We start from the raw sequence: 25,521 nt of genomic DNA, 5'->3' as shown, positions 1-25,521 counted from the left end.
CGCGTGACTCTTCAGCGCTCCCTCGTCCTCGTCAAGCCCGACGGCGTCTCCCGCCGCCTCACCGGTGAGATCCTCCGCCGGATCGAGACCAAGGGGTACCGGATCGTCGCCCTGCAGCAGCGCACGGCGGACGACGACCTGCTCGCCCAGCACTACGCCGAGCACGTCGGCAAGCCGTTCTACGCGCCGCTCGTGGAGTTCATGGGATCGGGCGAGCTCGTGGCCGTCGTCGTCGAGGGCCACCGCGCGATCGAGGGGATCCGCACGATCATCGGTGCGACCGACCCCACCGCCGCCGCTCCCGGCTCGATCCGCGGCGACCTCGCCGCCGACACGGGCGAGAAGGTCCAGCGCAACCTCGTGCACGCCTCCGACAGCCCGGAGTCGGCCGAGCGCGAGATCGGTCTCTGGTTCCCCACCTCCTGACCGGCACCCGACCCGCGAGCCACCGGTACCGCCCGACCCTCCCCGCGAGGCGGGCGGTGACCGTCTAGGCTCGCCAGCGTGTACCTGCGGACGCTGACGCTGCGAGGATTCAAGTCCTTCGCGTCCGCGACGACCCTGCGGCTCGAGCCCGGCATCACGTGCGTCGTCGGTCCGAACGGGTCCGGCAAGTCCAACGTGGTGGACGCGCTGGCGTGGGTGATGGGCGAGCAGGGCGCGAAGTCCCTGCGCGGCGCGTCCATGGCGGACGTCATCTTCGCCGGCACCACCTCCCGCCCGCCGCTCGGCCGCGCCGAGGTGTCCCTGACGATCGACAACGGCGACGGCGCGCTCCCGATCGACTACAGCGAGGTCACGATCTCGCGCACGATGTTCTCCTCCGGCGGCTCGGAGTACGCCATCAACGGCACCCCGTGCCGCCTGCTGGACATCCAGGACCTGCTGTCCGACTCCGGGCTCGGGCGCCAGATGCACGTCATCGTCGGCCAGGGCCAGCTCGACGCCGTGCTGCGCGCCACGCCCGAGGAGCGGCGGGGCTTCATCGAGGAGGCCGCGGGGATCCTCAAGCACCGCAAGCGCAAGGACAAGGCGCTGCGCAAGCTCGAGTCCACGGCCGCGAACCTCGCGCGCCTGACCGACCTGGTCACCGAGATCCGCCGGCAGCTCGGCCCGCTCGCGAAGCAGGCCGACGTCGCCCGGCGCGCCGCCGTCGTGCAGGCCGATCTGCGCGACTCCCGTGCGCGCCTGCTGGCCGACGACCTGGCGCAGGCGCGCGACGCGCACGAGCGCGAGGTGGCCGACGTCGCCGTGCTGACCGCGGCGCGCGAAGAGGTCGAGCAGCTCCTCGGCGTCGCGCGCGAGCGGCAGGCGCGCCTCGAGGCCGCGGCTGCGGCGTCCGCACCCGCGCTGGCCGAGGCCACCGAGGTCTGGTACCGGCTGTCCGGTCTGCGCGAGCGGCTCCGGGGGACCGCGACGCTCGCCGACGAGCGCTGCCGCCTCCTGGGCGACGCCGGCAGCGCCGCCCCGCAGGGCCCCGACCCCGACGACCTCGACGCGCAGGCCGCGAGGGCGCGCGACGCCGAGGCCGCGATCGGCGTCGAGGTCGCGGCGGCCACCGACGCGATGGCCGCGGCCGTGGCCGTCCGCGCCGAGGCGGAGAAGGACGCGGCGACGGCGGAGCGCGAGCTCGCGAGCGTGCACCGCGGCGTCGCCGACCGGCGCGAGGGCCTGGCCAGGCTCGCCGGTCAGGTCGGCGCGGTCCGCAGCCGGATGGAGGCGCAGGGCTCGGAGCTGGAGCGGCTGCGCGGGGTGCACCGCGACGCCACCGCTCGCGCCTCCGCAGCGGAGCTCGAGTTCGCCGAGCTGGAGCTGCAGGCCGCGGGGGTGGAGGAGGGCGAGGAGAACCTCGACCACGCGCACGAGGAGGCCTCCACCGCGCTGGCGCAGGCGGAGGAGACGCTGCGCGCGGCGCAGGAGGAGGAGCGGACCGCACGCGCCGAGCTCGAGCGCTGGACCGCGCGCCACGAGGCGCTCGAGCTCTCGCTCGACCGTCCCGACGGCACGGGGGCGCTGCTCGCCGCCGACCGCGCGGACGTCCGCGGCCCGCTCGCCGACGCGCTCGCCGTCGAACCCGGCTGGGAGGGCGCGATCGCCGCGGCGCTCGGGCCCGTGGTCGACGGCGCGGTCGTCGCCACGCTCGAGGCCGCCGTCGACGTGCTGCGCTGGACCCGCGAGTCCGGGCACGGGCACGTGCGGCTGCTGGTCGGTGACTCCGACGGTGACTCCGACTCCGACTCCGACGGTGACCGTTCCGGATCGGCCGACGCGCGTCCCGCGGCACCCGGGGGCGCCGCGTGGGCGCTCGACGTCGTGACGGCGAGCGGCGTGACCGATGGCCTGCGGCCGCTGCTGGCGGGCGTGCTCCTCGTCGAGGACCTGGCCGCGGCGCGGGCCGCGCTGGCCGACGGCCCGTCCTCGGCGTCGACGCACGTGCGCGCCGTCGTCACGCGCGACGGCGACGTCCTCACCCGTACGGGTGCCAGCGGCGGCGGCGAGGCCACCACCAACGTCATCGCGCTGACGGCGGCGCGCGAGGAGGCCTCCGCGGGGCGTGACGCGGCGCGGGCGCGCGGCGAGCGTGCCCGGTTCGCCCTCGCGGGAGCGAGCGAGGCCCTCGCCGGTGCGCGCAGCACCGCCGAGGCGACCCTGGCCGACCTGCACGCCTCCGACGCGCGCTTCACCGCGGTCGCGGAGCGGCTCGGACGCCTCGGCGCCGCGATCCGCAGCGCCCGCGCCGAGGCGACCCGCGCCGAGGCGGCCATCGTGACGGCCGAGACCTCGCGCACCGAGCGCGAGTCGGAGCTCGCCGAGCTCGCCGAGCGGCTCGAGGTCGCGCAGACCGCCCCGGCCGACTCCGCCGCCGACCTCGAGGCCGCCGGCGCGCGTCGCGACGCGTGCGCCGAGGCCGCCAAGGGAGCGCGATCCCGCGAGACGGACGCGCGGCTCGCGGTGCGGACCGTGGAGGAGCGGGCGCGCGCGATCGCCGGCAGGGCCGCCGCCCTCGAGCGCGCCGCGCGGACCGAGCGCGCTGCCCGGGTCAAGGCGGCCGAGATGGAGCGACGGCGGGCGGTGCGCGCCGAGGTCGCGCGCGAGGTCCGCGGCACGGCGACCCGCGCGCTGGCGCTCCTGGAGCACTCGCTGCAGCGCGCGTCCGACGAGCGCGACGTGGCGCAGGAGGTGCGGGCGCAGCAGGACGCGGACCTCGCCGTCGTCAAGGGTCAGATCGAGCAGCACGCTCGACGGTTCGCCGAGCTGTCCGACGCGTTCCACCGGGACGAGGTCGCGCGCGCCGAGCAGCGGCTGCGGATCGAGGCGCTCGAGGCGCGCGCCGTGGCGGACCTCGGCCTGGAGAGCGAGACCCTGCTGACCGAGTTCGGACCGCACGTCCCGGTCCCGGTGCTGGGCATCGAGGTCGAGGATGGGCAGGACCAGCCCGTCGTGGCCTACGACCGCGCCGAGCAGACCCGGCGGTTCCGCGCCGCCGAACGTGCGCTGGCGCTGCTGGGGCGCGTGAACCCGCTCGCGCTCGAGGAGCACGCCGCGCTCGAGGAGCGGCACTCGTTCCTGGTCGAGCAGGTCGCCGACGTGCGCAAGTCGCGCGCCGACCTGCTCGAGATCGTCCGCGAGATCGACGTCCGCGTGGAGCAGGTCTTCCGCGAGGCGTGGGAGGACACGCGGCGCGAGTTCGACATCGTCTTCGCGCGGCTGTTCCCCGGCGGCGAGGGCCGGCTCATCCTCACCGACCCCGACGACATGCTCACCACGGGGGTCGACGTCGAGGCGCGACCGCCCGGCAAGAAGGTCAAGCGCCTCTCGCTGCTCTCGGGCGGCGAGCGGTCCCTGACCGCGGTCGCGCTGCTCGTGGCGATCTTCCGGGCGCGACCCAGCCCGTTCTACGTCATGGACGAGGTGGAGGCGGCGCTCGACGACGTCAACCTCGGTCGCCTGCTGGAGATCTTCCGCGAGCTGCGCGCCAGCTCCCAGCTCATCGTCATCACGCACCAGAAGCGGACGATGGAGATCGCCGACGCGCTCTACGGCGTGACCATGCAGGGCGACGGCGTCTCCGCCGTCATCAGTCAGCGCATCGAGCGCGAGGAGGAGCCCGACGAGGCCCTCGCACGGGTGTGAGGAGCGCCTGTGAGTGAACTCACCGGATCTTCACGTCGAGCGCCGTGTCCCACCGTGGGCCGGGCGGGGTCCGGCCGGGATACTGGAGGCATGCCTGCCGTCGCCGCCACCCTGGTCGTCCTGTTCGCCGTCGTCATCGCCGCCGGCACGGTCGCCGTGATGCTGGTCTCCGCGCGTCCCGAGGCCGGGTACCGCGCCTGGCTGCGCGACGTGCTCCGACCCGGCGCCGACGCCGGCGGCCGGGACCGCAGCCACCACTCGCGTCCGATGGGCGCCGTCGCCGAGATGCGCGACGCGGCCGAGGGCGAGACGGTCGGCCTGGACGACCTGCTGCGCGACGCCGAGCGCAGCGACGGCTACCTCACCGTCCCGCAGCGCTACGAGGACCGGTTCGAGGTGCTGACGGAGGGCCTCGCCGCCCGTCAGCGCGCCCTCGCCGACCGTCGTCGCGACGACCGTCAGGAGCGCACGAACGCATGAGCACCCAGACCCTCACCCTCGTCCTGATCGCGATCGGCGTCCTCGCCGTCGCGACGATCGTCACGGTGCTCGTCGTCCGGCGACGTCGCGCGCAGCTCCCTGCGGGAACGGACCGCCCCCGCGTGCCGGGGGCGCCCACCGACGGTGATGACCAGCTCGGCGCCGGCGGCACCACGACCACCGCTCCGACCGGCTCCGCCGGGTCGGTCGGGCCCTCGGCCCCCGCGCTGCAGACGCCGGAGGGCGTCGGTGCGCGGCTGGTCCGCCTCCGCTCGCGGCTCGCGCGCTCCGGCGCGCTCGGCCAGGCGCTGCTGGCGGTCCTCGGCCGCGACCACCTGGACGAGGCCGCCTGGGAGGAGCTGGAGGAGACGCTGCTCCAGGCCGACCTCGGCATCGATCCGACCACGTCGCTGCTGACGAGCCTGCGCACGCGCATCCGCGTGGACGGGACGAAGGATCCGGTCGCGATCCGCGCCCTGCTGCGCGAGCTCCTGCTCGAGCAGGTCGACCCGACCATGGACCGCTCGCTGGCCACCACCCCCGTGCTCGGGGCCGACGGCGAGCCGCACCCGGCCACGATCCTCATGGTCGGCGTCAACGGCACGGGCAAGACGACGACGGTCGGCAAGCTCGCGCGCCTGCTCGTCGCGCAGGACAAGGACGTCGTGCTCGGGGCGGCCGACACGTTCCGCGCCGCCGCCGCCGACCAGCTCGCGACGTGGGGCTCCCGCGTCGGGGTCGACGTCGTCCGCTCCGCCAAGGACGGCGCAGACCCCGCCAGCGTCGCCCACGACGCGGTGACCGCGGGGGCCCGCGCGGGCGCCGACGTCGTCATCATCGACACGGCCGGCCGGCTGCAGAACAAGTCGGGCCTGATGGACGAGCTCGGCAAGATCGTGCGCGTGGCGTCGCGTCCGGCCCCGATCGCGGAGTCCCTCCTGGTGCTGGACGCCACCACCGGCCAGAACGGGCTGCGGCAGGCGCGCGTGTTCGCCGAGGTCGCCCACCTGACCGGCATCGTGCTGACCAAGCTCGACGGCAGCGCCAAGGGCGGCATCGTCGTGGCGGTCCAGCGCGAGCTCGGCATCCCGGTCAAGCTCGTGGGCCTGGGGGAGGGTGCGGACGATCTCGCACCGTTCGAGCCCGAGGCGTTCGTCGACGCGCTCCTGGGCTGAGGTCCACGGCGCGGACGCAAGCGTCCGCCATCTGAGCAGACTCCGCTCGCGCAACGAGATGTTCACGATGGAGAGGGTTTCGTCACGCTCCCGTAACACCCCCACCCAGGCGCGGTAACTCCGCCCCAGCACTCTCGAGTCGTACTGCGGACCGCCCATGCGGTCACGGCGACGACGAGAGGAAACCAATGGAGCTGGATAGCGGGAACGCAGCGTGGATGCTGACATCAGCATCGCTCGTGCTGCTCATGACTCCCGGACTGGCGCTGTTCTACGGGGGCATGTCCCGCGCCAAGTCCGTGCTCAACATGATGATGATGTCCTTCGGCGCGATGGGCGTCATCGGCGTCGTGTACGTCCTGTGGGGCTGGTCGATGTCCTACGGCACGCAGAGCGTCGCCGGCATCTTCAACAACCCGTTCGAGTCCTTCGGGCTCGCCGGCGCGCTGCTGGACGGTGACGGCAACTACGTCCTCAACGGCTTCAACTACCCCGTGGTCATCGACGTCGCCTTCCAGGTGACGTTCGCGATCATCACCACGGCCCTGATCTCCGGCGCCATCGCCGAGCGCGTGAAGTTCTCCGCGTGGATGATCTTCGCCGGCATCTGGGTGACCCTGGCCTACTTCCCCATGGCGCACATGGTGTGGGGCGGCGGCCTGCTGTCGGGTTCGGAGAACTCCCTCGCGGCCGCGATCTTCGGCGTCACCGACGGGGCTGCCAACGTCGCACCGCTCGACTTCGCCGGCGGCACCGTGGTCCACATCAACGCCGGTGTCGCGGGCCTCGTGCTCGCCCTGATCATCGGCAAGCGCAAGGGCTTCGGCAAGGTGCCGATGCGTCCGCACAACCTCACGCTCACGATGCTCGGCGCCGGCCTGCTGTGGTTCGGCTGGTTCGGCTTCAACGCCGGGTCCGCGTTCGCCGCCGACGGCGTCGCCGGCCTCGCCTGGGTCAACACCACGGCCGCCACCGCCGCCGCCATCCTCGGCTGGCTCGTCGTGGAGAAGATCCGCGACGGTCACGCCACCTCCCTCGGTGCCGCCTCGGGCATCGTGGCCGGTCTGGTCGCGATCACGCCGGCCGCCGGTGCGCTCAACCCGGTCGGGTCGATCGCGCTCGGCATCATCAGCGGTGTCGCCTGCGCCTTCGCCGTGGGTCTGAAGTACAAGCTGGGCTTCGACGACTCGCTCGACGTCGTCGGCGTGCACCTCGTCGGTGGCCTCGTCGGCACCGTGCTGGTCGGCTTCCTCTCCACCGGCGGCTCGGTCTTCTTCACCGCCGAGGGCGCGTTCGGCTTCGGCGGTCTCGACCAGCTCTGGATCCAGATCCTCATCGCCGTGGTCGCGGTGGTCTACTCCGGTGTCATCACGGCGATCATCGCGATCGCCATCAAGGCTACGCTCGGCTGGCGCGTCTCCGAGGACGTCGAGTCCGCCGGGATCGACCTCGCCGAGCACGGCGAGTCCGCCTACGAGGGCATCAGCGCAGGTCGCATCGCAACGGAGGTCAAGTGATGAAGCTCGTCACCGCAGTCATCCAGCCGCACCGGCTCGACGACGTCAAGGCAGCGCTCGAGGCCGCGGGCATCCGTGGCATGACGGTCAGCGAGGCGAGCGGCTACGGCCGCCAGCGCGGCCACACCGAGGTCTACCGCGGCGCCGAGTACACGGTCGACCTGGTCCCGAAGGTCCGCGTCGAGGTGCTGGTCGAGTCCGAGGCCGCGAGCACGGTGGCCGACGTCGTGGTGCAGGCCGCGCAGACCGGCAAGATCGGTGACGGCAAGGTCTGGATCGTTCCCGTCGAGGACGTCGTGCGCGTCCGCACCGGCGAGCACGGAGCCGGGGCGCTGTAGTCCGCATGACCGCTCCCGACACGCGAGCGGAGCGTCCGGAGGTCCCGCACCCTGGGGTGCGGGACCTCCGTCGCGCCTCCCTCGAGCTGCCCGGCGGCCCGAGCGTCGCCACCCCACCCCGGGGCGCCGGCCCTGCCGGCCCCACCGGCGCGCCGCTCCTGCGCACGGGCGTCGCCTACCGGTCGGCCCTGGCCGACGTCGTCGACGCGGCCCTGGCGCACGAGTGGGACGCCGCGACCACGCGCCTGGGCATCCCCGCCGAGGGCGTCGCGCTCGCCGTCGTCGGCTCGCTCGCCCGCCGCGACGCCGGCCCGACCAGCGATCTGGACTGTCTGCTGGTGCACGACGGCCGCACGCTGACCGACGACCAGGTGGGGGCCCTCGCCTCCGCGCTGTGGTACCCGATCTGGGACGCCGGCCTGGACCTCGACCACTCCGTGCGCACGCTGGCGCAGTGCCGCCAGATCGCCTCGAAGGACCTGGTCGCCGCCGTCGGGCTGCTCGACCTGCGCCACGTCGCCGGCGACGAGAGCATCGTGCTGCGTGCCCGCACCGCCGTGCTGGAGGACTGGCGCGGCGCCGCGCGGCGCCGCCTGCCCGAGCTCCTCACCTCCACCCGCACGCGGGCCGAGCGCAGCGGTGACCTCGCCTACCTCATCGAGGGCGACCTCAAGGAGGCCCGCGGCGGGATCAGGGACGCCGTCGTGGTCGGCGCGCTGGCCGCCACGTGGCTGACGGACAAGCCGCACGGCGAGTTCGACCGGGCCCACGACCACCTCCTGACGGTGCGCGACGCCGTCGCCCTGGAGACCCGGCGCCACACGAGCCGGCTGCTCCAGGGGGACTCCGACGCCGTCGCCGCCCGCCTGGGCTACCCCGACCGCGACGACCTGCTCGCCTCGATCGCGCAGGCCGCCCGCACCGTGTCCTACGCCCTGGACGTGACCGTCCGCGGTGCGCGGCAGGCGCTCCGGCGGCCGTCCCCGACCTGGCGTCCGCTCGTGGTGCGGGGCCGGCGGATGGCGCCGCGCCTGCGCGCCGTCGCGCAGGACCTCGTGGAGCACGACGGCGAGCTCGTGCTCGCCGCGACCGCGCGCCCGAACGACGACCCCGTGCTGGCGGTGCGCGCGGGGGCGACCGCCGCACGGACGGGGCTGCCGATCTCCCCGGTCAGCGTCGCCTCGCTCGCCGGCGCGCCCGCGCCGCCGAGCCCGTGGCCCCGGCAGGCGCGCGAGGACCTGCTCGCGCTGCTCGGGAGCGGCCACGCGCAGGTCGACGTGTGGGAGGCGCTCGACCTCTCCGGCATCGTCACGCGCTGGTTCCCGGAGTGGGCCGCGGTGCGCAACCGGCCGCAGCGCAACCCGATCCACACGTTCACGGTCGACCGCCACCTCGTGGAGTGCGCCGCCTGGGCGGCCGACCTCTCCGCCGACCTGCCGCGGCGCGACGTGCTGCTGCTGACGGCGCTGTTCCACGACATCGGCAAGGTGGCGGGCGCCGTCGACCACTCCGTCACCGGTGCCGAGATCGTGCCGGGCGTGCTCGCGCGGCTCGGGGTGGGCCAGGACGACGCGCGCGACGCGACCACGCTGGTGCGCCACCACCTGCTGCTGGTGGAGCTGGCGACGCGCGCCGACGTCGAGGACCCCGCGACCGCGCAGATCCTGCTGACCGCGCTCGGCCACGACGCCACCCTGCTCGAGCTCCTGCGCGTGCTCACCGAGGCCGATGCGCGCGCCGCCGGACCCAAGGCGTGGACGTCCTGGCGCGCCTCCCTCGTGGAGGCGCTCACGGAGCGGGCGCGGGCGGCCCTGGCGCGCGGGATATCCTGACCTCTCCCGAGTTCCAGCGAGGTTGAAGCCGTGTTCGCCACTTTGTCCGACCGCATCAACGCGGCCGTCTCCTCCCTCCGGGGCCGCGGCCGCCTGTCCGACGCCGACATCGCGGCCTCGATCGCGGAGATCCGGCGCGCGCTGCTGGACGCCGACGTCGCGCTCCCCGTGGTGCGCGACTTCACCGCCACGGTGCGCGAGCGCGCGACCGAGGCGGAGGTGTCCAAGGCGCTCAACCCCGCGCAGCAGATCGTCAAGATCGTGCACGAGGAGCTCACCCGCATCCTCGGTGGCGCGACGCGCGAGATCTCCTTCGCCAAGCGTCCGCCGACCGTGATCATGCTCGCGGGTCTCCAGGGCGCCGGTAAGACGACCCTGGCCGGGAAGCTCGGCAAGTGGCTCAAGGACGCCGGCCACACGCCGCTCCTGGTGGCCTCCGACCTGCAGCGGCCCAACGCCGTGCAGCAGCTGGAGATCGTCGGCAAGGGTGCCGGTGTCGCGGTGTTCTCGCCCGAGCCGGGCAACGGCGTCGGCGACCCGGTCGCGGTGGCGCGCCGCGGCGTCGCGCACGCCCGCGAGCAGTTCTACGACGTGGTCGTCGTCGACACGGCCGGCCGGCTCGGCATCGACGCCGAGCTGATGCAGCAGGCCGCCGACATCCGCGACGCGGTCAACCCCGACGAGACCCTGTTCGTCATCGACGCGATGATCGGTCAGGACGCCGTCACGACGGCGAACGCGTTCGCCGAGGGGGTCGGCTTCACCGGTGTCGTGCTGTCCAAGCTCGACGGCGACGCGCGCGGTGGTGCCGCGCTGTCCGTCTCCTCGGTGACCGGCAAGCCCGTCATGTTCGCCTCGACGGGTGAGAAGGTCGGCGACTTCGAGCGCTTCCACGCCGACCGGATGGCCTCGCGCATCCTCGACATGGGCGACATGATGACGCTCATCGAGCAGGCCGAGCGCGCGTTCGACGAGGACCAGGCGGCGGACCTCGCGAACAAGATCGCGGGCGACGGGGACTTCACGCTCGAGGACTTCCTGCAGCAGATGCAGCAGATGAAGCAGCTCGGCTCGATGAAGAAGATGCTCGGCATGCTGCCCGGCATGGGTCAGATCCGCGAGCAGCTCGAGAACTTCGACGAGCGCGAGGTCGACCGCGTCGAGGCCATCGTGCGCTCGATGACCCCGGCCGAGCGCACCAACCCCAAGATCCTCAACGGTTCGCGCCGCTCGCGCATCGCGCGCGGTTCCGGCGTCACCGTCTCGGAGGTCAACGGTCTGCTCGACCGCTTCGACCAGGCCAAGACGATGATGCGCTCGATGGCGCGCGGCGGCGGGATGCCCGGGATGCCGGGCGCTCCCGGAGGTGGGTTCGGCCTCGGCTCGATGCCCGGCGGCGGCAAGAAGTCCAAGGGCAAGATGGTCGCTCCCGTGCAGCGGGGCAAGAAGTCCAAGAGCGGCAACCCGGCCAAGCGCGCCGCCGACCAGCGCGCGGCGGCCGAGCGCAAGCAGGACGCACCCGCCGGTTCGGCCTTCGGCCTGGGTGCGCCGCAGGACGCTCCCGCCAAGCTCGAGATCCCCGAGGGCCTCGGCAAGCTCTTCGGTCGCTGACGGCGTCGGCAGCATCGCCGCGCATCTGGCAGAATGTCCCGTTGAACCCGGCTGTCGCGGCCCTCTCACCGCGGTACGCCGTGTCCCGAGCAGCGAGTCCGCGGGTGCCCCACGCCCGCACGAGTCGCTCTCACCCCGACCTCATCAGGAGTACCACCACCGTGGCAGTGAAGATTCGCCTCAAGCGCCTGGGCAAGATCCGCGCCCCCTACTACCGTGTCGTCGTCGCCGACTCCCGCACTCGTCGGGACGGTCGTGTGATCGAGGAGATCGGCAAGTACCACCCCACCGAGGAGCCGTCGTACATCGACATCTCCTCCGAGCGCGCCCAGTACTGGCTCGGAGTCGGCGCCCAGCCGACCGAGCAGGTTCTCGCGCTGCTCAAGGTGACCGGCGACTGGCAGAAGCACAAGGGCCTTCCGGGCGCCGAGGGCACGCTGCGTCGCAAGGGTGACGCCGCCGCCGACGCGACCGCTGCGGCCGAGGCCGTCGCCGCCGCCGACGCCGACGCCGAGCTCCGCAAGGCGAAGGCCGCCGAGAAGAAGGCCGCCGCCGACGCTGACGCCGCCAAGGCCGCGAAGGCCTCTGACGAGTCCGCCTCGTCCGACGACGCCGCAGCCTCCTCCGACGAGGCCTGAGCACCGTGCTGGCCGACGCGCTGGAGCATCTCGTCCGCGGCATCGTGGACAACCCGGACGACGTCCAGGTGACCGCACGCCCCGCGCGTCGCGGTGAGCTGCTCGAGCTGCGCGTCAACCCGGCCGACCTCGGTCGCGTCATCGGCCGCGCGGGCCGCACGGCCCGCGCGCTGCGCACCGTCGTGGGGTCCCTGACCACCACGCCGGTCCGCATCGACGTCGTCGACGTCGACCGTCGCTGACACCGGCGCCCGCGCCCGAGATCAACGCCAGCAGCACCGTCGAACCGCCCTCCCTACCCGGGACGGGCGGTTCGTCGTTTCTCCCCCCACGAACCCGAGCGAGAGGCCGACCGTTGAGCAGTGTCATCCCCGAGGGCCACGTCATCCTCGGCCGCATCGGTGCCGCGCACGGGCTGCGCGGCGAGGTCCGCATCGAGATCAGGACCGATGACAGCGCGCGGCTGGCCGCCGGAACCACCGTGCTGACCGACGACCCCCTGGTCGGCGAGCTCACGGTCTCGCAGCTGCGCCAGGCGTCGGGGAAGGCCACGATCGCCTTCGAGCAGGTGAACGACCGCGACGACGCCGAGGCGATGCGCGGCCTGCTGATCCTCGCGCCGGCGCAGGACGAGGACGACGCCTGGTACCCGAGCGACCTCGCTGGCCTCGCGGCGCGCGGCCAGGACGGCCGCGCACTCGGTGAGGTGCTCGAGGTGCGCGCGATGCCCGCGCACGACGTGCTCGTGCTGCGCGAGCCGTCCGGGGCGCGCACCCTGGTGCCGTTCGTGCGCTCGATCGTGCCGGTGGTCGACGTCGCCGGCGGGTTCGTCGTCCTGGCACCCCCCGGCGGGCTGCTGGCGGACGAGCCGCTCGAGGAGGAGTCGCTCGAGGGCGACGACCAGCCCGACGACGGCGAGCAGGCACCCGCGTGAGCGTGCCCCGGGTCGACGTCGTCACGATCTTCCCGGACTACCTCGCGCCGCTGGACCTGTCGCTGATCGGGAAGGCGCGCACGAGCGGCCTGGTGGACCTGCGGGTGCACGACCTGCGCGAGCACGCGCACGACCGGCACCGCACGGTCGACGACTCCCCGTTCGGCGGGGGCGCCGGCATGGTGATGCGGCCGGACGTGTGGGAGCGCGCGATCGAGGCCACGGCGTCGCACCGACGCTCCGGCGCCGAGGGCGACGGGGACGGCGTGGACGAGGGCGGGACGGACGGGCGGGCGCTCGTCGTGCTCGTCCCGACGCCGTCGGGCCGGCCCCTGACGCAGGCGTTCGCGCAGGAGCTCGCCGACGAGCTCGGCGCCGGCGACCGCGTGCGCGCCGTCGTCGCGTGCGGCCGGTACGAGGGCATCGACGCCCGCCTGGTCCCGGCGCTGCGCGAGCGGTCCGACGTCGACCGCGTCGTGGAGTTCTCGCTCGGGGACTTCGTCCTGAACGGGGGCGAGGTCGCGGCGCTGGCGCTGCTCGAGGCCGTCGTCCGCCTCCTGCCCGGTGTGCTGGGCAACCCCGAGTCGGTCGTCGAGGAGTCCTTCTCGCACGAGGCCGTGCTCGAGTACCCGGTCTTCACCCGGCCCGCGCGCTGGGAGGATCGCGAGGTGCCGCCGGTGCTGCTGTCGGGCGACCACGGCGCCGTCGCGCGCTGGCGCCGGGCCCAGTCGCTGACCCGGACCGTCCAGCGGCGCCCCGAGCTCCTGGCGCGGTTGGACGGGCTGGACGCCGTCGACCTCGCCACGCTCGCCGCTGCCGGCGTCGTCCCCGGGCGGCACGGCCGCCTGATCGGTCCGGTGACGGTCCGTCGCGCCGTCGCGGGGGAGGGCGCACTGGTCGCCGACCTGGCGGCCACCACGTTCGCGCTGGCCTGCCCGGACGAGACGACGATGGCCGACATCCGCGCCCACGTCGCCGCCCACCTCTCGCCCCGGGCGTTCGAGGCGCACCTCGCCTCGGCCGACGACGCGGTGCTGCTCGCGTGCGACGTCGGCGACGTGCCGCTCGGGTACGCCGTGGTGCGGACGGGTGCGCCGTCCGCGGACGCCCCCGCGCACGACGGCACGGGCGCCGAGCTGTCGAAGTGCTACGTGCTCCCGCGGGCCCAGGGGAGCGGTGTCGCGCGCGCGCTGGTGGCCGCCGCCGTCCGGCACGCGCGTGCGGCGGGCGCCGACCACCTGTGGCTCGGCGTGAACGCGCGCAACGCCGCGGCGATCGCGTTCTACACGCGCGCGGGCTTCGCCGTCGTCGGCGAGCGGACCTACCGCGTGGGTGAGGTCGACCACCACGACCACGTGATGGTGAAGGACCTCGCCCCGGGTGTGGCAGACTAGAGCGCCGAGTCGTGCGGAGATCCTTCCGGATGATCCCGCGCTCCCACTGCCGCAGGGGTGGGTGCTCCCGGGTTCGCACGGCACGCACTCCATCACCCCGGTGCCTCGAGCGCCGTCGATCCAGCGTGTGACCTGCCGGCGCACGATGAGGAGCACTCATGCAGAAGCTCGACTCCGTCGATGCAGCGTCGTTGCGCGACGACATCCCCGCCTTCCGGGCCGGCGACACCCTCAAGGTGCACGTCAAGGTCGTCGAGGGCTCGCGTTCGCGCGTCCAGGTCTTCCAGGGCGTCGTCATCGCCCGCGCCCACGGTGGCGTGAGCGAGACGTTCACCATCCGCAAGGTGAGCTTCGGCGTCGGCGTGGAGCGCATCTTCCCGCTGCACACCCCGGCGATCGACCACCTCGAGGTCGTCACGCGCGGCGACGTGCGCCGCGCCAAGCTGTACTACCTGCGCAAGCTGCGCGGCAAGGCTGCGAAGATCAAGGAGAAGCGCTGACCTCAGCGCTCGTCGGCGTGATCACGTCGGCACTGCACTCGTAGCGACGCCGAGCCCGGCCGTCCAGGAGGGATCACCATGACCGACCTGGACGAGCCGGGCTCCGGCGTCTCCGAGACCGCCGCCGGCGACGGCGGTAATCGTCGTCAACGGAGCCGCGGCGCCTCGGCGCTGCGCGAGGCCGTCATCGTGCTGGGGTCGGCGCTGATCCTGTCGCTGCTCATCAAGACGTTCGTCGCGCAGGCGTTCTTCATCCCGTCGGAGTCGATGGAGTCGACGCTGCAGGTGGGTGACCGCGTGCTCGTCTCGCGGCTCGCCCCCGGGCCGTTCGACGTCAGCCGCGGCGACATCGTCGTCTTCGTGGATCCGGGCGGCTGGCTGCCGCCGCAGCCGACCGAGGGCAACGAGGTCCGCAACGTCCTCACCGAGGTCGGCGAGTTCGTCGGTCTGCTGCCCGCCAACACCGGCTCCCACCTCATCAAGAGGGTGGTCGGCCTGCCCGGCGACACCGTGACGTGCTGCGACGACTCGGGTCGGATCAGCGTCAACGGCGTGCCGATCGACGAGCCGTACGTGATCGACGGCGCCGTCCCGAGCCTCCTGGCTTTCGACGTCGTCGTGCCGGCGGACCGCGTCTTCGTGCTGGGCGACAACCGCCCGAACTCCGCCGACTCCCGCTACCACGCGGGTGATCCCGGCGGCGGCATGGTGCCGATGGACAACGTCGTGGGCGTCGCGAACACGGTCATCTGGCCCGCGGACCGCTGGAGCCTCCTCCGCAACCCCGGTGCGACGTTCGAGCAGGTCCCGGACCCCTCGTGACCGTCGGCAAGCCCCCCACGCTCCGGCTCGAGCGTGAGCTCGCCGCGGACGGTGTGCTCGTCGCGGGCATGGACGAGGTCGGTCGCGGCTGCCTGGCCGGACCCGTCAGCGTGGGTGTCGCCGTCGTCGGTGCGACGACGGGTCGTCAGCCCGGCGGGCTGCGCGACTCCAAGCTGCTCCCCGCCACGGCCCGGGAGCGGCTGTGCCCTCCGATCCGGCGCTGGGCGCTGGCCGGCGCCGTCGGGCACGCGAGTCCCGAGGAGATCGACCGGATCGGCATCATCGCGGCGCTGCGCCTGGCGGGCCACCGCGCCGTGGCCGAGGTGACGTCCGTGCTGGGGGTGTCCCCCGCGGTCGTGCTGCTCGACGGGAACCACGACTGGTACACGCCGCCGACCGATGACCTCTTCGCGGCGTTCGACGACGTCGGCGGTGACGCCGACGCGGGCGCTGCTCACGGTCCTCGCGTGCTGACGCGCGTCAAGGCCGACATGACGTGCGCGTCGGTGGCGGCCGCGAGCGTGCTGGCCAAGGTGGAGCGCGACGCGATGATGCGCGCGGCGCACGCCGAGGACCCGCGTTTCGACTGGGCCGGCAACAAGGGCTACGCGGCGCCGCTCCACATCGCGGCGCTGGCCGAGCACGGTCCGACGGCGCTGCACCGCCGCTCGTGGCGGCTGCCGGGCGTCGTGGCCGCCGACCGGGGCATGATGGTCTCGTGAGCGCAGAAGACCTCGAGAACTACGAGACCGACATGGAGCTCGCGCTCTACCGCGAGTACCGCGACGTGGTCGGCCTGTTCGCCTACGTGGTGGAGACCGAGCGCCGGTTCTACCTGGCCAACAACGTGGACCTCCAGGTGCGCTCGGCGGGCGGCGAGGTGTTCTTCGAGCTGACGCTGAGCGACGCGTGGGTGTGGGACGTCTACCGGTCCGCTCGGTTCGTCAAGCAGGTGCGGGTGGTGACGTTCAAGGACGTCAACGTCGAGGAGCTGTCGAAGGCCGATCTGCAGGTGCCGTAGCGGGGTCGGCCCAGCGGCGCACGACGGCGACGCCGGCCACCACTGCGGTGGCTCCGAGCCCCTGGGCGAGCGTGGGGCGCTCCGCGAGCAGGAACCACGCGAGCAGCACGGCGAACAGGACCTCGGCCAGGCCGACGAACGAGGCGACGCGCTCACCCAGCATCCGCACCGAGATCACGCTGACCCCGTACGCGACCGCGGTGGGCAGGGCGCCCACGACCAGGAGCGGCACCCAGGCGGGCACCTGGGAGTCGAGCAGCGTGACGTCGACGAACGGCATCCGGACCGCCAGGATCCCGCTCACCCCGATGAGCACGACGGCGACGGCACCGACCACCATGCCGAGACCGGCCATCGCGAGCGGCGGGATCGTCAGCGGCCTGGCGGTGAGAGCGAAGTAGGACGCGTTGCCGATCGCGGAGCCGGCGGCGAACATCAGGCCGACGGGGTCCAGCGCCAGGCTCCCGGTGAGATCCAGCACGGCGACCAGGCCGAACATCGCCAGGCTCGCCCCCACGAGCACGCCCGGGCGCGGCATGCGCCGCGTGCGGAGCCAGGACCAGCCGATCAGCAGCAGCGGACCCGTGTACTCCACGAGCAGCGCGACGGCGACGGGCAGGCGCTCGACGGCGAGGAAGTACAGGGTCGAGGGTGCGGCGACGCCCAGGATCCCGAACGCCAGGATCCAGCGCCAGTTCTCGCGTGCGCTGCGCCAACCACCCGGCGTGCGACGCAGCACGAGGAGCGTGGGGACCGCCAGGAGGACCGCGCCGATGGTCAGGCGCACGATGATCGCCCCACCCGGGGTCCAGCCCGCCTCGAGCAGCGGCTTCACGAACGGGCCGCTGGTCGCGAAGGCGGCCGAGGCCGCCAGGCCGACGAGCAGGCCCAGGCCGCGGTGGCGGGTGCTGGAGGCGTCTGCTGCGCCGTCGACGGCGACGGGCGCGGGGGCCGCTGCCCCGAGCCCGACGACGGGGGTGGTGTGAGGGTCGAGCAGCGGGGCACCGGACATGGGCGTGTCTTTCGCGAGGGTGGGGCGGGGGTGGAGTGGCCGGAGCGTGTGTCAGGAGTGCGCGTGAGGAGTCCGTGTCAGGAGTCAAACGCTACGATGCTGCTGACGCTAGTGGTCCACCACGTCAGGAGTCAACGACATGTTCAGTCATGACACGACGGTGTCGCTGCACGCGGCCGCCGCCCTCGTGAACACCGCTCGGATGCGCGACGGCGAGGACCGCCTGGGAACCGTCGAGGCTCTCGACGACTTCTACGACGCGCACGACTACTCCGGCACCCACACGCACGACGAGGCCGAGCTGACGGCCGTGCGCGAGGTGCGCGACGGCCTCGCCCGGCTGTGGCGCGTGGACCGCGACGAGGCCGTCGGCCTGGTCAACGCGATGCTGCTCGAGGGGCGTGCGCGGCCGCAGCTCGTGCGGCACGACCACTGGGACTGGCACCTGCACGCGCACGCACCGGGCGCGGCCCTCGCCACGCAGATCCAGGTCGAGACGGCGATGGCGCTGATCGACGTCGTCCGGGCGGGGGCGTTCGACCGGCTGCGGACGTGCGAGGGGTGCGAGGCGGTGCTCGTGGACCTGTCGCGCAACTCCTCGCGGCGGTTCTGCGACGTCAACAACTGCGGGAACCGGGCGCACGTCGAGGCCTACCGTGCACGGCGGTCCGCGCGCGGCTGAGGTCCGCCCGGTGAGGCGGACTGTCCCCAGGGCAGGCGGACGGACCAGCGGCGGCCAGTGATGACGGGGCGACGGCGAGGCGTCGCACGACGGTGCCAACCTCGGGCTCGGAGGTGGTCGACGTGGCCGAGAAGGATGCCCTGGGACGACGGGGTGAGGACCTCGCGGCGTCGTGGGTGCGCGAGCAGGGGTGGGAGGTGCTCGAGCGCAACTGGCGCGGGGAGGGTGGTGAGCTGGACCTCGTGGCGCGGGACGGCGAGGACCTCGTCGTGGTGGAGGTGAAGACCCGGTCGGGGACGGCGTTCGGCGATCCGATCGCGGCGGTCACGCCCGCCAAGGTGGCGCGGCTGCGTCGGTTGACCGGGCTGTGGCTGGCGGCCCACGAGGTGCGCCCGCGCGGCGTGCGGCTCGACGTGATCGGCATCCTCTGGCCGCGCGGCGGGGCGCCGGTGCTCACGCACGTCCCGGGGGTGGGGTCGTGAGCATCGGGCGCAGCCACGCCGTCAGCCTGCTGGGGATGGACGGCCACGTGGTCGAGGTCGAGGCGCACCTCGCGCTCGGGCTGCCGGCGTTCACGATCGTGGGTCGGCCCGATCCGGCCATCGGCGAGGCCCGCGAGCGCATCCGGGCGGCGGTGCAGTCGTGCGGGCTGACGTTCCCTGCCAGGCGCATCACGGTCAACCTGCTGCCCGCCGACCTGCGCAAGGCCGGGGCGTTCGACGTCGCCATGGCGATCGCCGTGCTGCGCGCGGCCGGTGTCGCGCCGCACGCCCCGGAGCGCGTGGTCCACCTGGGCGAGCTCGGTCTCGACGGGCGCATCCACCCCGTGCGGGGCGTGCTGCCCGCCGTGCACGCCGCGGTGCGGGCGGGGTTCACGCGCGTGGTCGTCCCGGCGGGCAACCTCGCGGAGGCGGCACTCGTGCCCGGGATCGAGGCGACGGGGGCGCGGCACCTCGCTGAGCTGATCGCGCGCTACGGGGGCGACGTCGAGGTGCCCGACGCCGTGGGGGAGCCGATCGCCGTCGCTCCCGCCGCGCCAGCGGACGAGCCCGACCTCGCCGACGTGCTGGGCCAGGGCGAAGCACGCTTCGCGCTCGAGGTCGCCGCTGCCGGTGCCCACCACCTGTTCCTCGTCGGCCCACCCGGCACGGGCAAGACGATGCTCGCGTCCCGACTGCCGGGCCTGCTGCCCGACCTGACGGAGGCCGAGGCCGTGGAGGTGACGTCGCTGCACTCGGTGGCCGGGGTGTTCGACCCGGCCGGCGGGCTCCTCACGCGACCGCCGCTGGAGGCGCCGCACCACACGGCGAGCGCGGCCGCCGTCGTCGGGGGCGGCAGCGGCATCCCGCGGCCCGGGGCCGCGTCGCGTGCCCACCTCGGGGTCCTGATGCTGGACGAGGCGCCCGAGTTCGCCAGCCGGGTGCTGGAGACGCTGCGCCAGCCGCTGGAGTCGGGCTACCTCGTGATCGACCGGGCGGCCGGTTCCGCGCGCTACCCGGCACGGTTCCAGCTCGTGCTCGCCGCCAACCCGTGCCCGTGCGGACTCAGCTCCGGGACGGGCGTCGGCTGCACGTGCAGCTCGATCCAGCGGCGGCGCTACCTGTCGCGTCTCTCGGGCCCGCTGCTGGACAGGGTCGACCTGCAGGTCGACGTGCTCCCGAGCAACGCCGCGGTGCTCGCGGGTGACCAGGGCGAGCCGACGGCGCAGGTCGCCGCCCGCGTGCGGCAGGCGCGCGAGCGCATGCGACAACGGTGGTCCGGCACCCCGTGGACCACCAACGCCGAGGTGCCGGGGGCGTGGCTGCGGCGGCACCACCGGATGGACCGCGAGGCAATGTCTGGGGTGACCCGGGCCGTCGACCGCGGCACGTTGAGCCTGCGTGGCGCCGACAGGGTGCAGCGCGTCGCGTGGACCCTGGCCGACCTCGCGGGACGTGAGCGGCCGGGCACGCAGGAGGTCGCGGCGGCGATGACGCTGCGGATCCGGGGGAGTCATGGCTGAACCGCTGCCGGACGCGGACGACACCGTGCTGGCGAGGGTGGCCTGGGGCAGGATCGCCGAGCCGTGCGACCTGCAGGCGGGGGCGCTCGTGGCCCACCTCGGCCACCGAGGGGCGCTGGGATGGTTGCGCTCGACGCGCGCCGAACCGCCGCCGGGACTGTGGCCCGCACCCGTGTGGGAGCGGGCGCGCGCCCGGTGGGCGCCGCGGGTCGAGGGGCTGGACCCCGCCCGCGAGGTCGCGGGGATCCGTCGGCTGGGCGGGCGCGTGATCGTCCCGGGTGACGAGGAGTGGCCGGCGGCGCTCGACGATCTCGACGTGCTGGCGCCGCACTGCCTGTGGGTCCGTGGCGACCCGGGGATCCTGCGTCGGCCCGCGGTGGCGATCGTCGGAGCTCGAGCGAGCACGGGGTACGGCGAGCACGTCGCCGGAGAGCTCTCGGCGAGTCTCGCGGACTCGGGGCTGACGGTGGTGTCCGGCGGCGCCTTCGGCATCGACGCCGTCGCGCACCGAGCGGCCCTCGCGGTGGGAGGGGCGACGGTGGCGGTGATGGCCGGCGGGCTGGACAGGTTCTACCCCGCAGGGAACGCGGACCTCCTGGCACGGGTGGCGCGGGACGGGGCGGTCGTCGCCGAGCTCGGGCCGGGCAGCTCACCGAGCCGGTCGCGGTTCCTCACCCGGAACCGGCTGATCGCGGCGCTCGCGGGCGCGTGCGTGGTGGTCGAGGCGGGCTGGCGCTCCGGGACCCTGTCGACGGCGATGCACGCCGCCCGGCTGCTGCGACCGGTCGCAGCGGTGCCGGGACCCGTGACCTCCGCGGCGTCGGCGGGGTGCCACCGCCTGATCCGGGACGGGGTCGCGGTCCTCGTCAGCGACGCGGGTCAGGTTCGCGAGCTGATGGCGAGCGCGGGGGAGGACCTGGCGGACGAACCGTCCGACGACGCGGTGCGCCGCCCGAGCGACACCCCGCCCGGCCTCGACAGCTCGCACGCCCAGGTGTGGGAGGCGCTCCCCGCCCGCGGTGCGGCGACGCTCGAGTCGGTCGCGCGCGTGGGCGGGCTGGCCGCCCGGGAGGTGCGGATCGCGCTCGGAGCGCTCGAGCTCGCGGGTCACGTGCGACGGGAGGGGGATCGCTACCGCCGCACCGCGACCTGAGGTCCCGGGTGGTGCCTCGAGCCGTGGTCAAGAACGGCCGGTGCGGCCCCGACGCCGCCCACGAACCGCAGGGAGCGTTCTCGGCGGGGGGACGGGGACGGGGACGGGGGGCGCATCGGGTGTGCGTCACCGCGTCACCGCGTCGCCGCGTCACGGCGTCACCGCGTTGCGGCGTTGCGGCGTTGCGGTGCTTGCCAGGAGGGGCTGGGCGGGTCACCGTGAACGTGTGGCGGGGACGGGTGGTGCGACGCGAGCGACGAGTGGGGCCGACGCCCCGACGCCCGTTCCGGACGGGGTGCGCCCGGGGGACGCCGCCGTGGTGGCGGAGTTCGCCGCCCACCTGTCGTTGCAGCGCGGGCTCTCGGACCACACCGTGCGGGCCTACGTCGGCGACGTCGTCGATCTGCTCGCCTCCGCCCCGGGCTCGGCCTCCGGCGCCGACCTCGCGCGCGTCGACCTCGCCGTGCTGCGTCGCTGGCTCGCCTCCCTGGCCGCGCGCGGGCTCAGCCGGTCCACGCTCGCCCGCCGCGGCGCGGCCGCCCGGACGTTCACCCGGTGGGCCACGCGCCAGGGACTCATGAGCACGGACCCCGGACTCCGGCTGCGCAGCCCCCGTCCCGACAGGGTGCTGCCGACCGTGCTCACGCCCGCGCAGGCGGCGGCCGCCGTCGGGGATGCCGCTGCCGTCGGGGGTGCAGCAGGCCGGGCCGGAGGCGGTGTGGGCCGCGGCACCGATTCCGACGCCGGCGCCGCAGCAGCCGCCGATGCCGATGCCGGCGCGGCGACGGATCCTGTGGGCGAGGCGCTCCGGCGTCGCGACCGGGCCGTGCTGGAGCTCCTCTACGGCGCGGCGCTCCGGGTCTCGGAGCTCACCGCGCTCGACACCTCCTCGCTCGAGCACACCGAACGGCTCGTCCGGGTGCTGGGCAAGGGGCGCAAGGAGCGCGTGGTGCCGTACGGGGCCCCGGCCGCCTCGGCACTGGGTGCCTGGCTGGCGGTGCGCGACCAGCTCGTGACGCCGGGGTCGGGGCGGGCGCTGTTCCTCGGTCGACGCGGCGGTCGCATCGACCCGCGCGCCGTCCGGACGCTCGTGCACGCGGCGTCGGCCGCGGCCGGGGGTCCGGAGATCGCGCCGCACGGACTCCGCCACAGCGCCGCGACCCATCTCCTCGAGGGTGGCAGCGACCTGCGCTCGATCCAGGAGATGCTCGGCCACGCCTCGCTCGCGACCACCCAGCGCTACACCCACGTCAGCTCCGAACGACTGCTGGCCGCCTTCGCCCAGGCGCACCCGCGAGCCTGACGTTCGACGGCGGCCCCGCCGTCGCCCCGGAGTACGGGGAACGGGGAACGGGGACCGGGGCGGTGACTGTCACGTTTCCACCGGTTCGCTCGACGACTGTCACGTCTGGTCCGGCTACCAGCGCGCGAACCGGACGCCGGGTGACAGCCACCGAGCGGGAAGTCCGTGGCGGTGCTGCGTCGGAGCGATCCGGCGGTGCTGCGTCGGTGACGATCCGGCTGTCAGGGCGAGGGGACGATCCGGTCGTCAGGGCTCGGCGACGACCTCGACCTTGAATCCGGCCGCGTTCTCGAGCCACCCGGCGTAGTGGTCGGGTCCGCCGGCGTGGGGGTACCGATCGGGGTACAGCGGGAACCAGCCGTGCGCCGGGCCGTCGACCATGATCGCGTCCACCTGCGCCCGACCCCCGCCGAGGAGGGCCAGGTGGTTCAGCCCGGGTCGGCGCCGGTCGTGCACGTCCGCGCCGAGGTTCGGGGAGGTCGTCAGGGTGAGGTACGGGCGGTGGGCCGCGCTGGTCACGAGGCTGGGCCCGGGGACGGGGACGGGGACGGGGACAGGGTCGGACCCGAGGACGGGGTCCGACCTGAGGACGGGGTCAGACCTGAGGACGGGGTCGGACCCGGGAACGACGTGGGCCCCGGGAACGACGTGGGCCCCGGGAACGACGTGGGCCCCGGGAACGACGTGGGCCCCGGGAACGACGTGGGCCCCGGCAACGACCACGGGCTCGGCGGACGGGACGGCCCAGGACTCGCCGCCCGCCTCGCCGCCGCCCCACGTCTGCGTCCGCACCAGGCCGAGCCTGTCCAGGAGCCACCCCCACTCCCGGCGGGTCCTTGCGAGGTCGGCGACCCAGATCTCGAGGTGGTGGAGTCCGGGCACGACGCCCATCCAACCAGCGACTACTCCCAGAGTCGGATCACCACCTCTCCCGCGACCAGGAGCGTCGGGTCGACGTAGGTCTGCGGACCGGTTCGGGCGCCCCAGTGGAGGGTGGCGCCGCCGTCGCCGGGCACGACACCGCCGGCTCCCGCGTGCCCGGCGGCGAGCGAGCCGATCACCACCCCGCGCGTCACCGTCTGCCCGGCGACGACGGTGGCGGTGACCGGTTCATAGGTCGTGCGGATGCCGTCGGCGTGGTCGATCGACACGACCCCTCGTCCGGCGACCGGACCGGCGAACGCGACGACGCCGTCGGCCGCCGCCCGGACCGGCGCTCCGACCGCCCCGGCGAGGTCGACGCCCCGGTGGCCCGCCAGCCACGGCTGCTCCGGGTCGTCGAAGCTCCGCACCACCGTCGCCGGCTCCACCGGCCAGGCGTAGAGCACGGCTCTCGGGGCGCTGGTGGCGCCCTCGGCCGCCGACGCCGACGCCGACACCCACACCGGCGGCGGCGCTACCTGCGCGGCGACCGGTGCGGGGCGCGGGGGCGGGGTGGTCACCGAGGTGGCGAGCACCGCCGTCGTCGCGAGGGCGGCGAGGGCGGCGCCACCGGCGAGGACGCGGAGCACCTGGGGCATGCGGTGATCCTGGGGCGCGCACGCCGGGGCGTGCGGCGCACGCGGCACCACGATCGAGGTGGCGTGCCGTCGTCGTCGCGGGGGACAGTCGCCGCGCACGCCACGCCGGTCGCGGCCCCGGTGCCACCGCTCGCACCACAGCATCCTCGGCACCGCGAGGACCGACCTCGCCGGTCGGGTAGTATCGCCGGTGCAGTCGGCATGTGCCGACTGACATCGCGTGCCCGCACATCGGTGCGACAGCCGCGGACGTCCAGACCGGTTCGCCGGTCGAGCATCCGCGGACCCAGTCGCCCGAGGCGCCCCTGATCGGTCCACCTCCGGGTGGTCCAGGAGCGTCGCGAGCACCAGGCCGCCGCTCGACACGAGCAGCGGAACAACCGGATCAGCGGGCGCACCCAGGGGGGCGTCCGCGAGTTGCGCGGGCACACGTCCGCGCCGAAAGGACGTGCCATGGCCGTCGTCACCATGCGCCAGCTCCTCGAGAGCGGCGTTCACTTCGGGCACCAGACCCGTCGTTGGAACCCGAAGATGAAGCGCTTCATCTTCACCGAGCGCAACGGCATCTACATCATCGACCTGCAGCAGTCGCTGCTGGACATCGACCGTGCCTACAACTTCGTCAAGGAGACGGTCGCCCACGGCGGCAGCATCCTCTTCGTCGGCACGAAGAAGCAGGCCCAGGAGGCCGTCGCCGAGCAGGCCGCGCGCGTGGGCATGCCCTTCGTCAACCAGCGCTGGCTCGGCGGCATGCTGACCAACTTCCAGACGGTGAGCAAGCGCCTCGCGCGTCTCGCCGAGCTCGAGGACGTCGACTTCGACGACGTGGCCGCTTCCGGCCGCACGAAGAAGGAGCTCCTCATGATGAAGCGGGAGAAGATCAAGCTCGACCGCACCCTCGGTGGTATCCGCACCATGGGCAAGGTCCCCTCCGCCGTGTGGATCGTCGACACGAAGAAGGAGCACCTCGCGATCGCCGAGGCGCGCAAGCTCAACATCCCGATCGTCGCGATCCTCGACACCAACTGCGACCCCGACGAGGTCGACTTCCCGATCCCGGGCAACGACGACGCCATCCGCGCCGTCGGTCTGCTGACCCGCGTGATCGCCGACGCCGTCGCCGAGGGCACCATCGCGCGTCACTCCGGCGGTTCCAGCAACGCGGGCGAGGCCGCCGAGCCGCTCGCCGCGTGGGAGCAGGAGCTGCTCGCCGCCAGCGAGGCCGGCAAGGACGAGTCCGCAGCGGTGGCCGACGCCGCCGCTGACGTCGCGCAGGAGGCCAAGGCCGACCCCGAGGTCACCGACGAGGTGGCCGTGGCTGCCGAGGTCGTCGCCGAGGTCGTGGCCGAGGCCACCACCGACGAGACGCCCGCCGACGAGGCGCCCGCGCAGGAGTCCGCCCCCGAGGCCGACGCCGCGCAGGACGCCAAGGCCTGAGCCTTCCCGACACCCA

24 protein-coding genes and 1 pseudogene are annotated in these 25,521 nt (G+C 74.2%); 22 read left to right on the top strand and 3 right to left on the bottom strand.

Annotation, left to right across the window (positions count from 1 at the left end; all coding sequences use genetic code 11):
• Nucleotides 1-3 precede the first annotated feature (3 nt).
• From ndk to SERN_RS00680, 16 genes are all read left to right on the top strand, one after another.
• Nucleotides 4-426 (top strand): nucleoside-diphosphate kinase, encoded by a 423-nt coding sequence (gene ndk, locus SERN_RS00755; RefSeq protein WP_135848238.1) that lies wholly within the window; start codon nt 4-6, stop codon nt 424-426.
• A gap of 78 nt (nt 427-504) precedes the next feature.
• Entirely contained in the window at nt 505-4,134 is a 3,630-nt protein-coding gene (gene smc, locus SERN_RS00750) for a chromosome segregation protein SMC (protein ID WP_135848237.1), read from the top strand.
• Between the two features lie 90 nt (nt 4,135-4,224).
• The gene (locus tag SERN_RS00745) at nt 4,225-4,614 is read left to right on the top strand and encodes a hypothetical protein (protein ID WP_135848236.1); all 390 of its coding nucleotides are present in this window, start codon (nt 4,225-4,227) and stop codon (nt 4,612-4,614) included.
• A complete protein-coding gene (ftsY, locus tag SERN_RS00740; protein WP_135848235.1) occupies nt 4,611-5,789 on the top strand; it encodes a signal recognition particle-docking protein FtsY in 1,179 nt (392 codons plus the stop codon). Before SERN_RS00745 ends, ftsY begins: the two co-directional genes overlap by 4 nt.
• A gap of 188 nt (nt 5,790-5,977) precedes the next feature.
• Nucleotides 5,978-7,306, top strand: coding sequence for an ammonium transporter (locus SERN_RS00735; protein WP_135848234.1), 1,329 nt, complete (start codon nt 5,978-5,980; stop codon nt 7,304-7,306).
• Entirely contained in the window at nt 7,306-7,644 is a 339-nt protein-coding gene (locus SERN_RS00730; RefSeq protein WP_135848233.1) for a P-II family nitrogen regulator, read from the top strand. Before SERN_RS00735 ends, SERN_RS00730 begins: the two co-directional genes overlap by 1 nt.
• A 5-nt stretch (nt 7,645-7,649) precedes the next feature.
• Nucleotides 7,650-9,476 carry a [protein-PII] uridylyltransferase gene (locus SERN_RS00725; RefSeq protein WP_135848232.1) on the top strand — a complete coding sequence of 609 codons (1,827 nt, stop codon included), beginning with the start codon at nt 7,650-7,652 and terminating at the stop codon, nt 9,474-9,476.
• 30 nt (nt 9,477-9,506) lie between these two features.
• Nucleotides 9,507-11,087, top strand: coding sequence for a signal recognition particle protein (ffh, locus tag SERN_RS00720; protein ID WP_135848231.1), 1,581 nt, complete (start codon nt 9,507-9,509; stop codon nt 11,085-11,087).
• A gap of 161 nt (nt 11,088-11,248) precedes the next feature.
• Nucleotides 11,249-11,725, top strand: a complete 477-nt coding sequence (gene rpsP / locus SERN_RS00715) for a 30S ribosomal protein S16 (protein WP_135848230.1) — start codon at nt 11,249-11,251, stop codon at nt 11,723-11,725.
• Between the two features lie 5 nt (nt 11,726-11,730).
• Nucleotides 11,731-11,967 carry an RNA-binding protein gene (locus SERN_RS00710; protein ID WP_135848229.1) on the top strand — a complete coding sequence of 79 codons (237 nt, stop codon included), beginning with the start codon at nt 11,731-11,733 and terminating at the stop codon, nt 11,965-11,967.
• A gap of 113 nt (nt 11,968-12,080) precedes the next feature.
• Nucleotides 12,081-12,659, top strand: coding sequence for a ribosome maturation factor RimM (rimM, locus tag SERN_RS00705; RefSeq protein ID WP_233251376.1), 579 nt, complete (start codon nt 12,081-12,083; stop codon nt 12,657-12,659).
• A complete protein-coding gene (gene trmD / locus SERN_RS16020) occupies nt 12,656-14,053 on the top strand; it encodes a tRNA (guanosine(37)-N1)-methyltransferase TrmD (RefSeq protein WP_199241464.1) in 1,398 nt (465 codons plus the stop codon). The genes rimM and trmD overlap by 4 nt, the downstream gene beginning before the upstream one ends.
• Before the next feature lie 158 nt (nt 14,054-14,211).
• Nucleotides 14,212-14,553 carry a 50S ribosomal protein L19 gene (gene rplS / locus SERN_RS00695; protein ID WP_135848228.1) on the top strand — a complete coding sequence of 114 codons (342 nt, stop codon included), beginning with the start codon at nt 14,212-14,214 and terminating at the stop codon, nt 14,551-14,553.
• Between the two features lie 78 nt (nt 14,554-14,631).
• Nucleotides 14,632-15,375, top strand: a complete 744-nt coding sequence (lepB, locus tag SERN_RS00690) for a signal peptidase I (protein WP_135848227.1) — start codon at nt 14,632-14,634, stop codon at nt 15,373-15,375.
• Nucleotides 15,372-16,097: a ribonuclease HII gene (locus SERN_RS00685; protein ID WP_233251375.1), complete on the top strand. Its 726-nt coding sequence runs from the start codon at nt 15,372-15,374 to the stop codon at nt 16,095-16,097. The genes lepB and SERN_RS00685 overlap by 4 nt, the downstream gene beginning before the upstream one ends.
• On the top strand, nt 16,094-16,396 hold the full coding sequence (locus tag SERN_RS00680) for a DUF2469 domain-containing protein (protein ID WP_109228474.1): 303 nt from the start codon (nt 16,094-16,096) through the stop codon (nt 16,394-16,396). Before SERN_RS00685 ends, SERN_RS00680 begins: the two co-directional genes overlap by 4 nt.
• Here the strand turns inward: SERN_RS00680 and SERN_RS00675 are convergent.
• Complete coding sequence (locus tag SERN_RS00675; protein ID WP_135848226.1) at nt 16,353-17,408, bottom strand: EamA family transporter; 1,056 nt, start codon at nt 17,406-17,408, stop codon at nt 16,353-16,355. The genes SERN_RS00680 and SERN_RS00675 overlap by 44 nt on opposite strands.
• Nucleotides 17,409-17,547: 139 nt before the next feature.
• On the opposite strand from SERN_RS00675, the gene SERN_RS00670 reads away from it, so the two are divergent.
• From SERN_RS00670 to SERN_RS00650, 5 genes are all read left to right on the top strand, one after another.
• Complete coding sequence (locus tag SERN_RS00670) at nt 17,548-18,090, top strand: CGNR zinc finger domain-containing protein (RefSeq protein WP_135848225.1); 543 nt, start codon at nt 17,548-17,550, stop codon at nt 18,088-18,090.
• Nucleotides 18,091-18,212: 122 nt separating this feature from the next.
• Nucleotides 18,213-18,572 carry a YraN family protein gene (locus SERN_RS00665; RefSeq protein ID WP_135848224.1) on the top strand — a complete coding sequence of 120 codons (360 nt, stop codon included), beginning with the start codon at nt 18,213-18,215 and terminating at the stop codon, nt 18,570-18,572.
• On the top strand, nt 18,569-20,092 hold the full coding sequence (locus tag SERN_RS00660; RefSeq protein WP_135848223.1) for a YifB family Mg chelatase-like AAA ATPase: 1,524 nt from the start codon (nt 18,569-18,571) through the stop codon (nt 20,090-20,092). Before SERN_RS00665 ends, SERN_RS00660 begins: the two co-directional genes overlap by 4 nt.
• Nucleotides 20,085-21,245 (top strand): DNA-processing protein DprA, encoded by a 1,161-nt coding sequence (gene dprA / locus SERN_RS00655; RefSeq protein ID WP_135848222.1) that lies wholly within the window; start codon nt 20,085-20,087, stop codon nt 21,243-21,245. The genes SERN_RS00660 and dprA overlap by 8 nt, the downstream gene beginning before the upstream one ends.
• Nucleotides 21,246-21,561: 316 nt before the next feature.
• Complete coding sequence (locus SERN_RS00650; RefSeq protein ID WP_332888450.1) at nt 21,562-22,548, top strand: tyrosine recombinase XerC; 987 nt, start codon at nt 21,562-21,564, stop codon at nt 22,546-22,548.
• 246 nt (nt 22,549-22,794) lie between these two features.
• On the opposite strand, the pseudogene SERN_RS00645 reads toward SERN_RS00650, so the two are convergent.
• Both SERN_RS00645 and SERN_RS00635 read right to left on the bottom strand, forming a co-directional pair.
• Nucleotides 22,795-23,043: pseudogene (locus tag SERN_RS00645) on the bottom strand (VOC family protein); the annotation flags it as partial.
• Between the two features lie 407 nt (nt 23,044-23,450).
• Complete coding sequence (locus tag SERN_RS00635; protein WP_135848221.1) at nt 23,451-24,068, bottom strand: murein hydrolase activator EnvC family protein; 618 nt, start codon at nt 24,066-24,068, stop codon at nt 23,451-23,453.
• Between the two features lie 453 nt (nt 24,069-24,521).
• Between SERN_RS00635 and rpsB the strand changes: the two genes are divergently transcribed.
• Complete coding sequence (gene rpsB, locus SERN_RS00630; RefSeq protein ID WP_135848220.1) at nt 24,522-25,505, top strand: 30S ribosomal protein S2; 984 nt, start codon at nt 24,522-24,524, stop codon at nt 25,503-25,505.
• Nucleotides 25,506-25,521 lie beyond the last annotated feature (16 nt).

It is taken from the genome of Serinibacter arcticus (assembly GCF_004786095.1).
In the GTDB taxonomy this organism is placed as follows: Bacteria; Actinomycetota; Actinomycetes; order Actinomycetales; family Beutenbergiaceae; genus Litorihabitans; species Litorihabitans arcticus.
This window is presented reverse-complemented; position numbering and strand designations above follow the sequence as displayed.

Coding starts and splice junctions, on each gene's coding strand:
- dprA (WP_135848222.1), top strand. CDS start 20,085: ATGGCTGAACCGCTGCCGGACGCGGACGACACCGTGCTGGCGAGGGTG.
- SERN_RS00725 (WP_135848232.1), top strand. CDS start 7,650: ATGACCGCTCCCGACACGCGAGCGGAGCGTCCGGAGGTCCCGCACCCT.
- SERN_RS00635 (WP_135848221.1), bottom strand. CDS start 24,068: ATGCCCCAGGTGCTCCGCGTCCTCGCCGGTGGCGCCGCCCTCGCCGCC.
- rpsB (WP_135848220.1), top strand. CDS start 24,522: ATGGCCGTCGTCACCATGCGCCAGCTCCTCGAGAGCGGCGTTCACTTC.
- SERN_RS00670 (WP_135848225.1), top strand. CDS start 17,548: ATGTTCAGTCATGACACGACGGTGTCGCTGCACGCGGCCGCCGCCCTC.
- SERN_RS00675 (WP_135848226.1), bottom strand. CDS start 17,408: ATGTCCGGTGCCCCGCTGCTCGACCCTCACACCACCCCCGTCGTCGGG.
- ftsY (WP_135848235.1), top strand. CDS start 4,611: ATGAGCACCCAGACCCTCACCCTCGTCCTGATCGCGATCGGCGTCCTC.
- SERN_RS00735 (WP_135848234.1), top strand. CDS start 5,978: ATGGAGCTGGATAGCGGGAACGCAGCGTGGATGCTGACATCAGCATCG.
- SERN_RS00730 (WP_135848233.1), top strand. CDS start 7,306: ATGAAGCTCGTCACCGCAGTCATCCAGCCGCACCGGCTCGACGACGTC.
- lepB (WP_135848227.1), top strand. CDS start 14,632: ATGACCGACCTGGACGAGCCGGGCTCCGGCGTCTCCGAGACCGCCGCC.
- rplS (WP_135848228.1), top strand. CDS start 14,212: ATGCAGAAGCTCGACTCCGTCGATGCAGCGTCGTTGCGCGACGACATC.
- SERN_RS00745 (WP_135848236.1), top strand. CDS start 4,225: ATGCCTGCCGTCGCCGCCACCCTGGTCGTCCTGTTCGCCGTCGTCATC.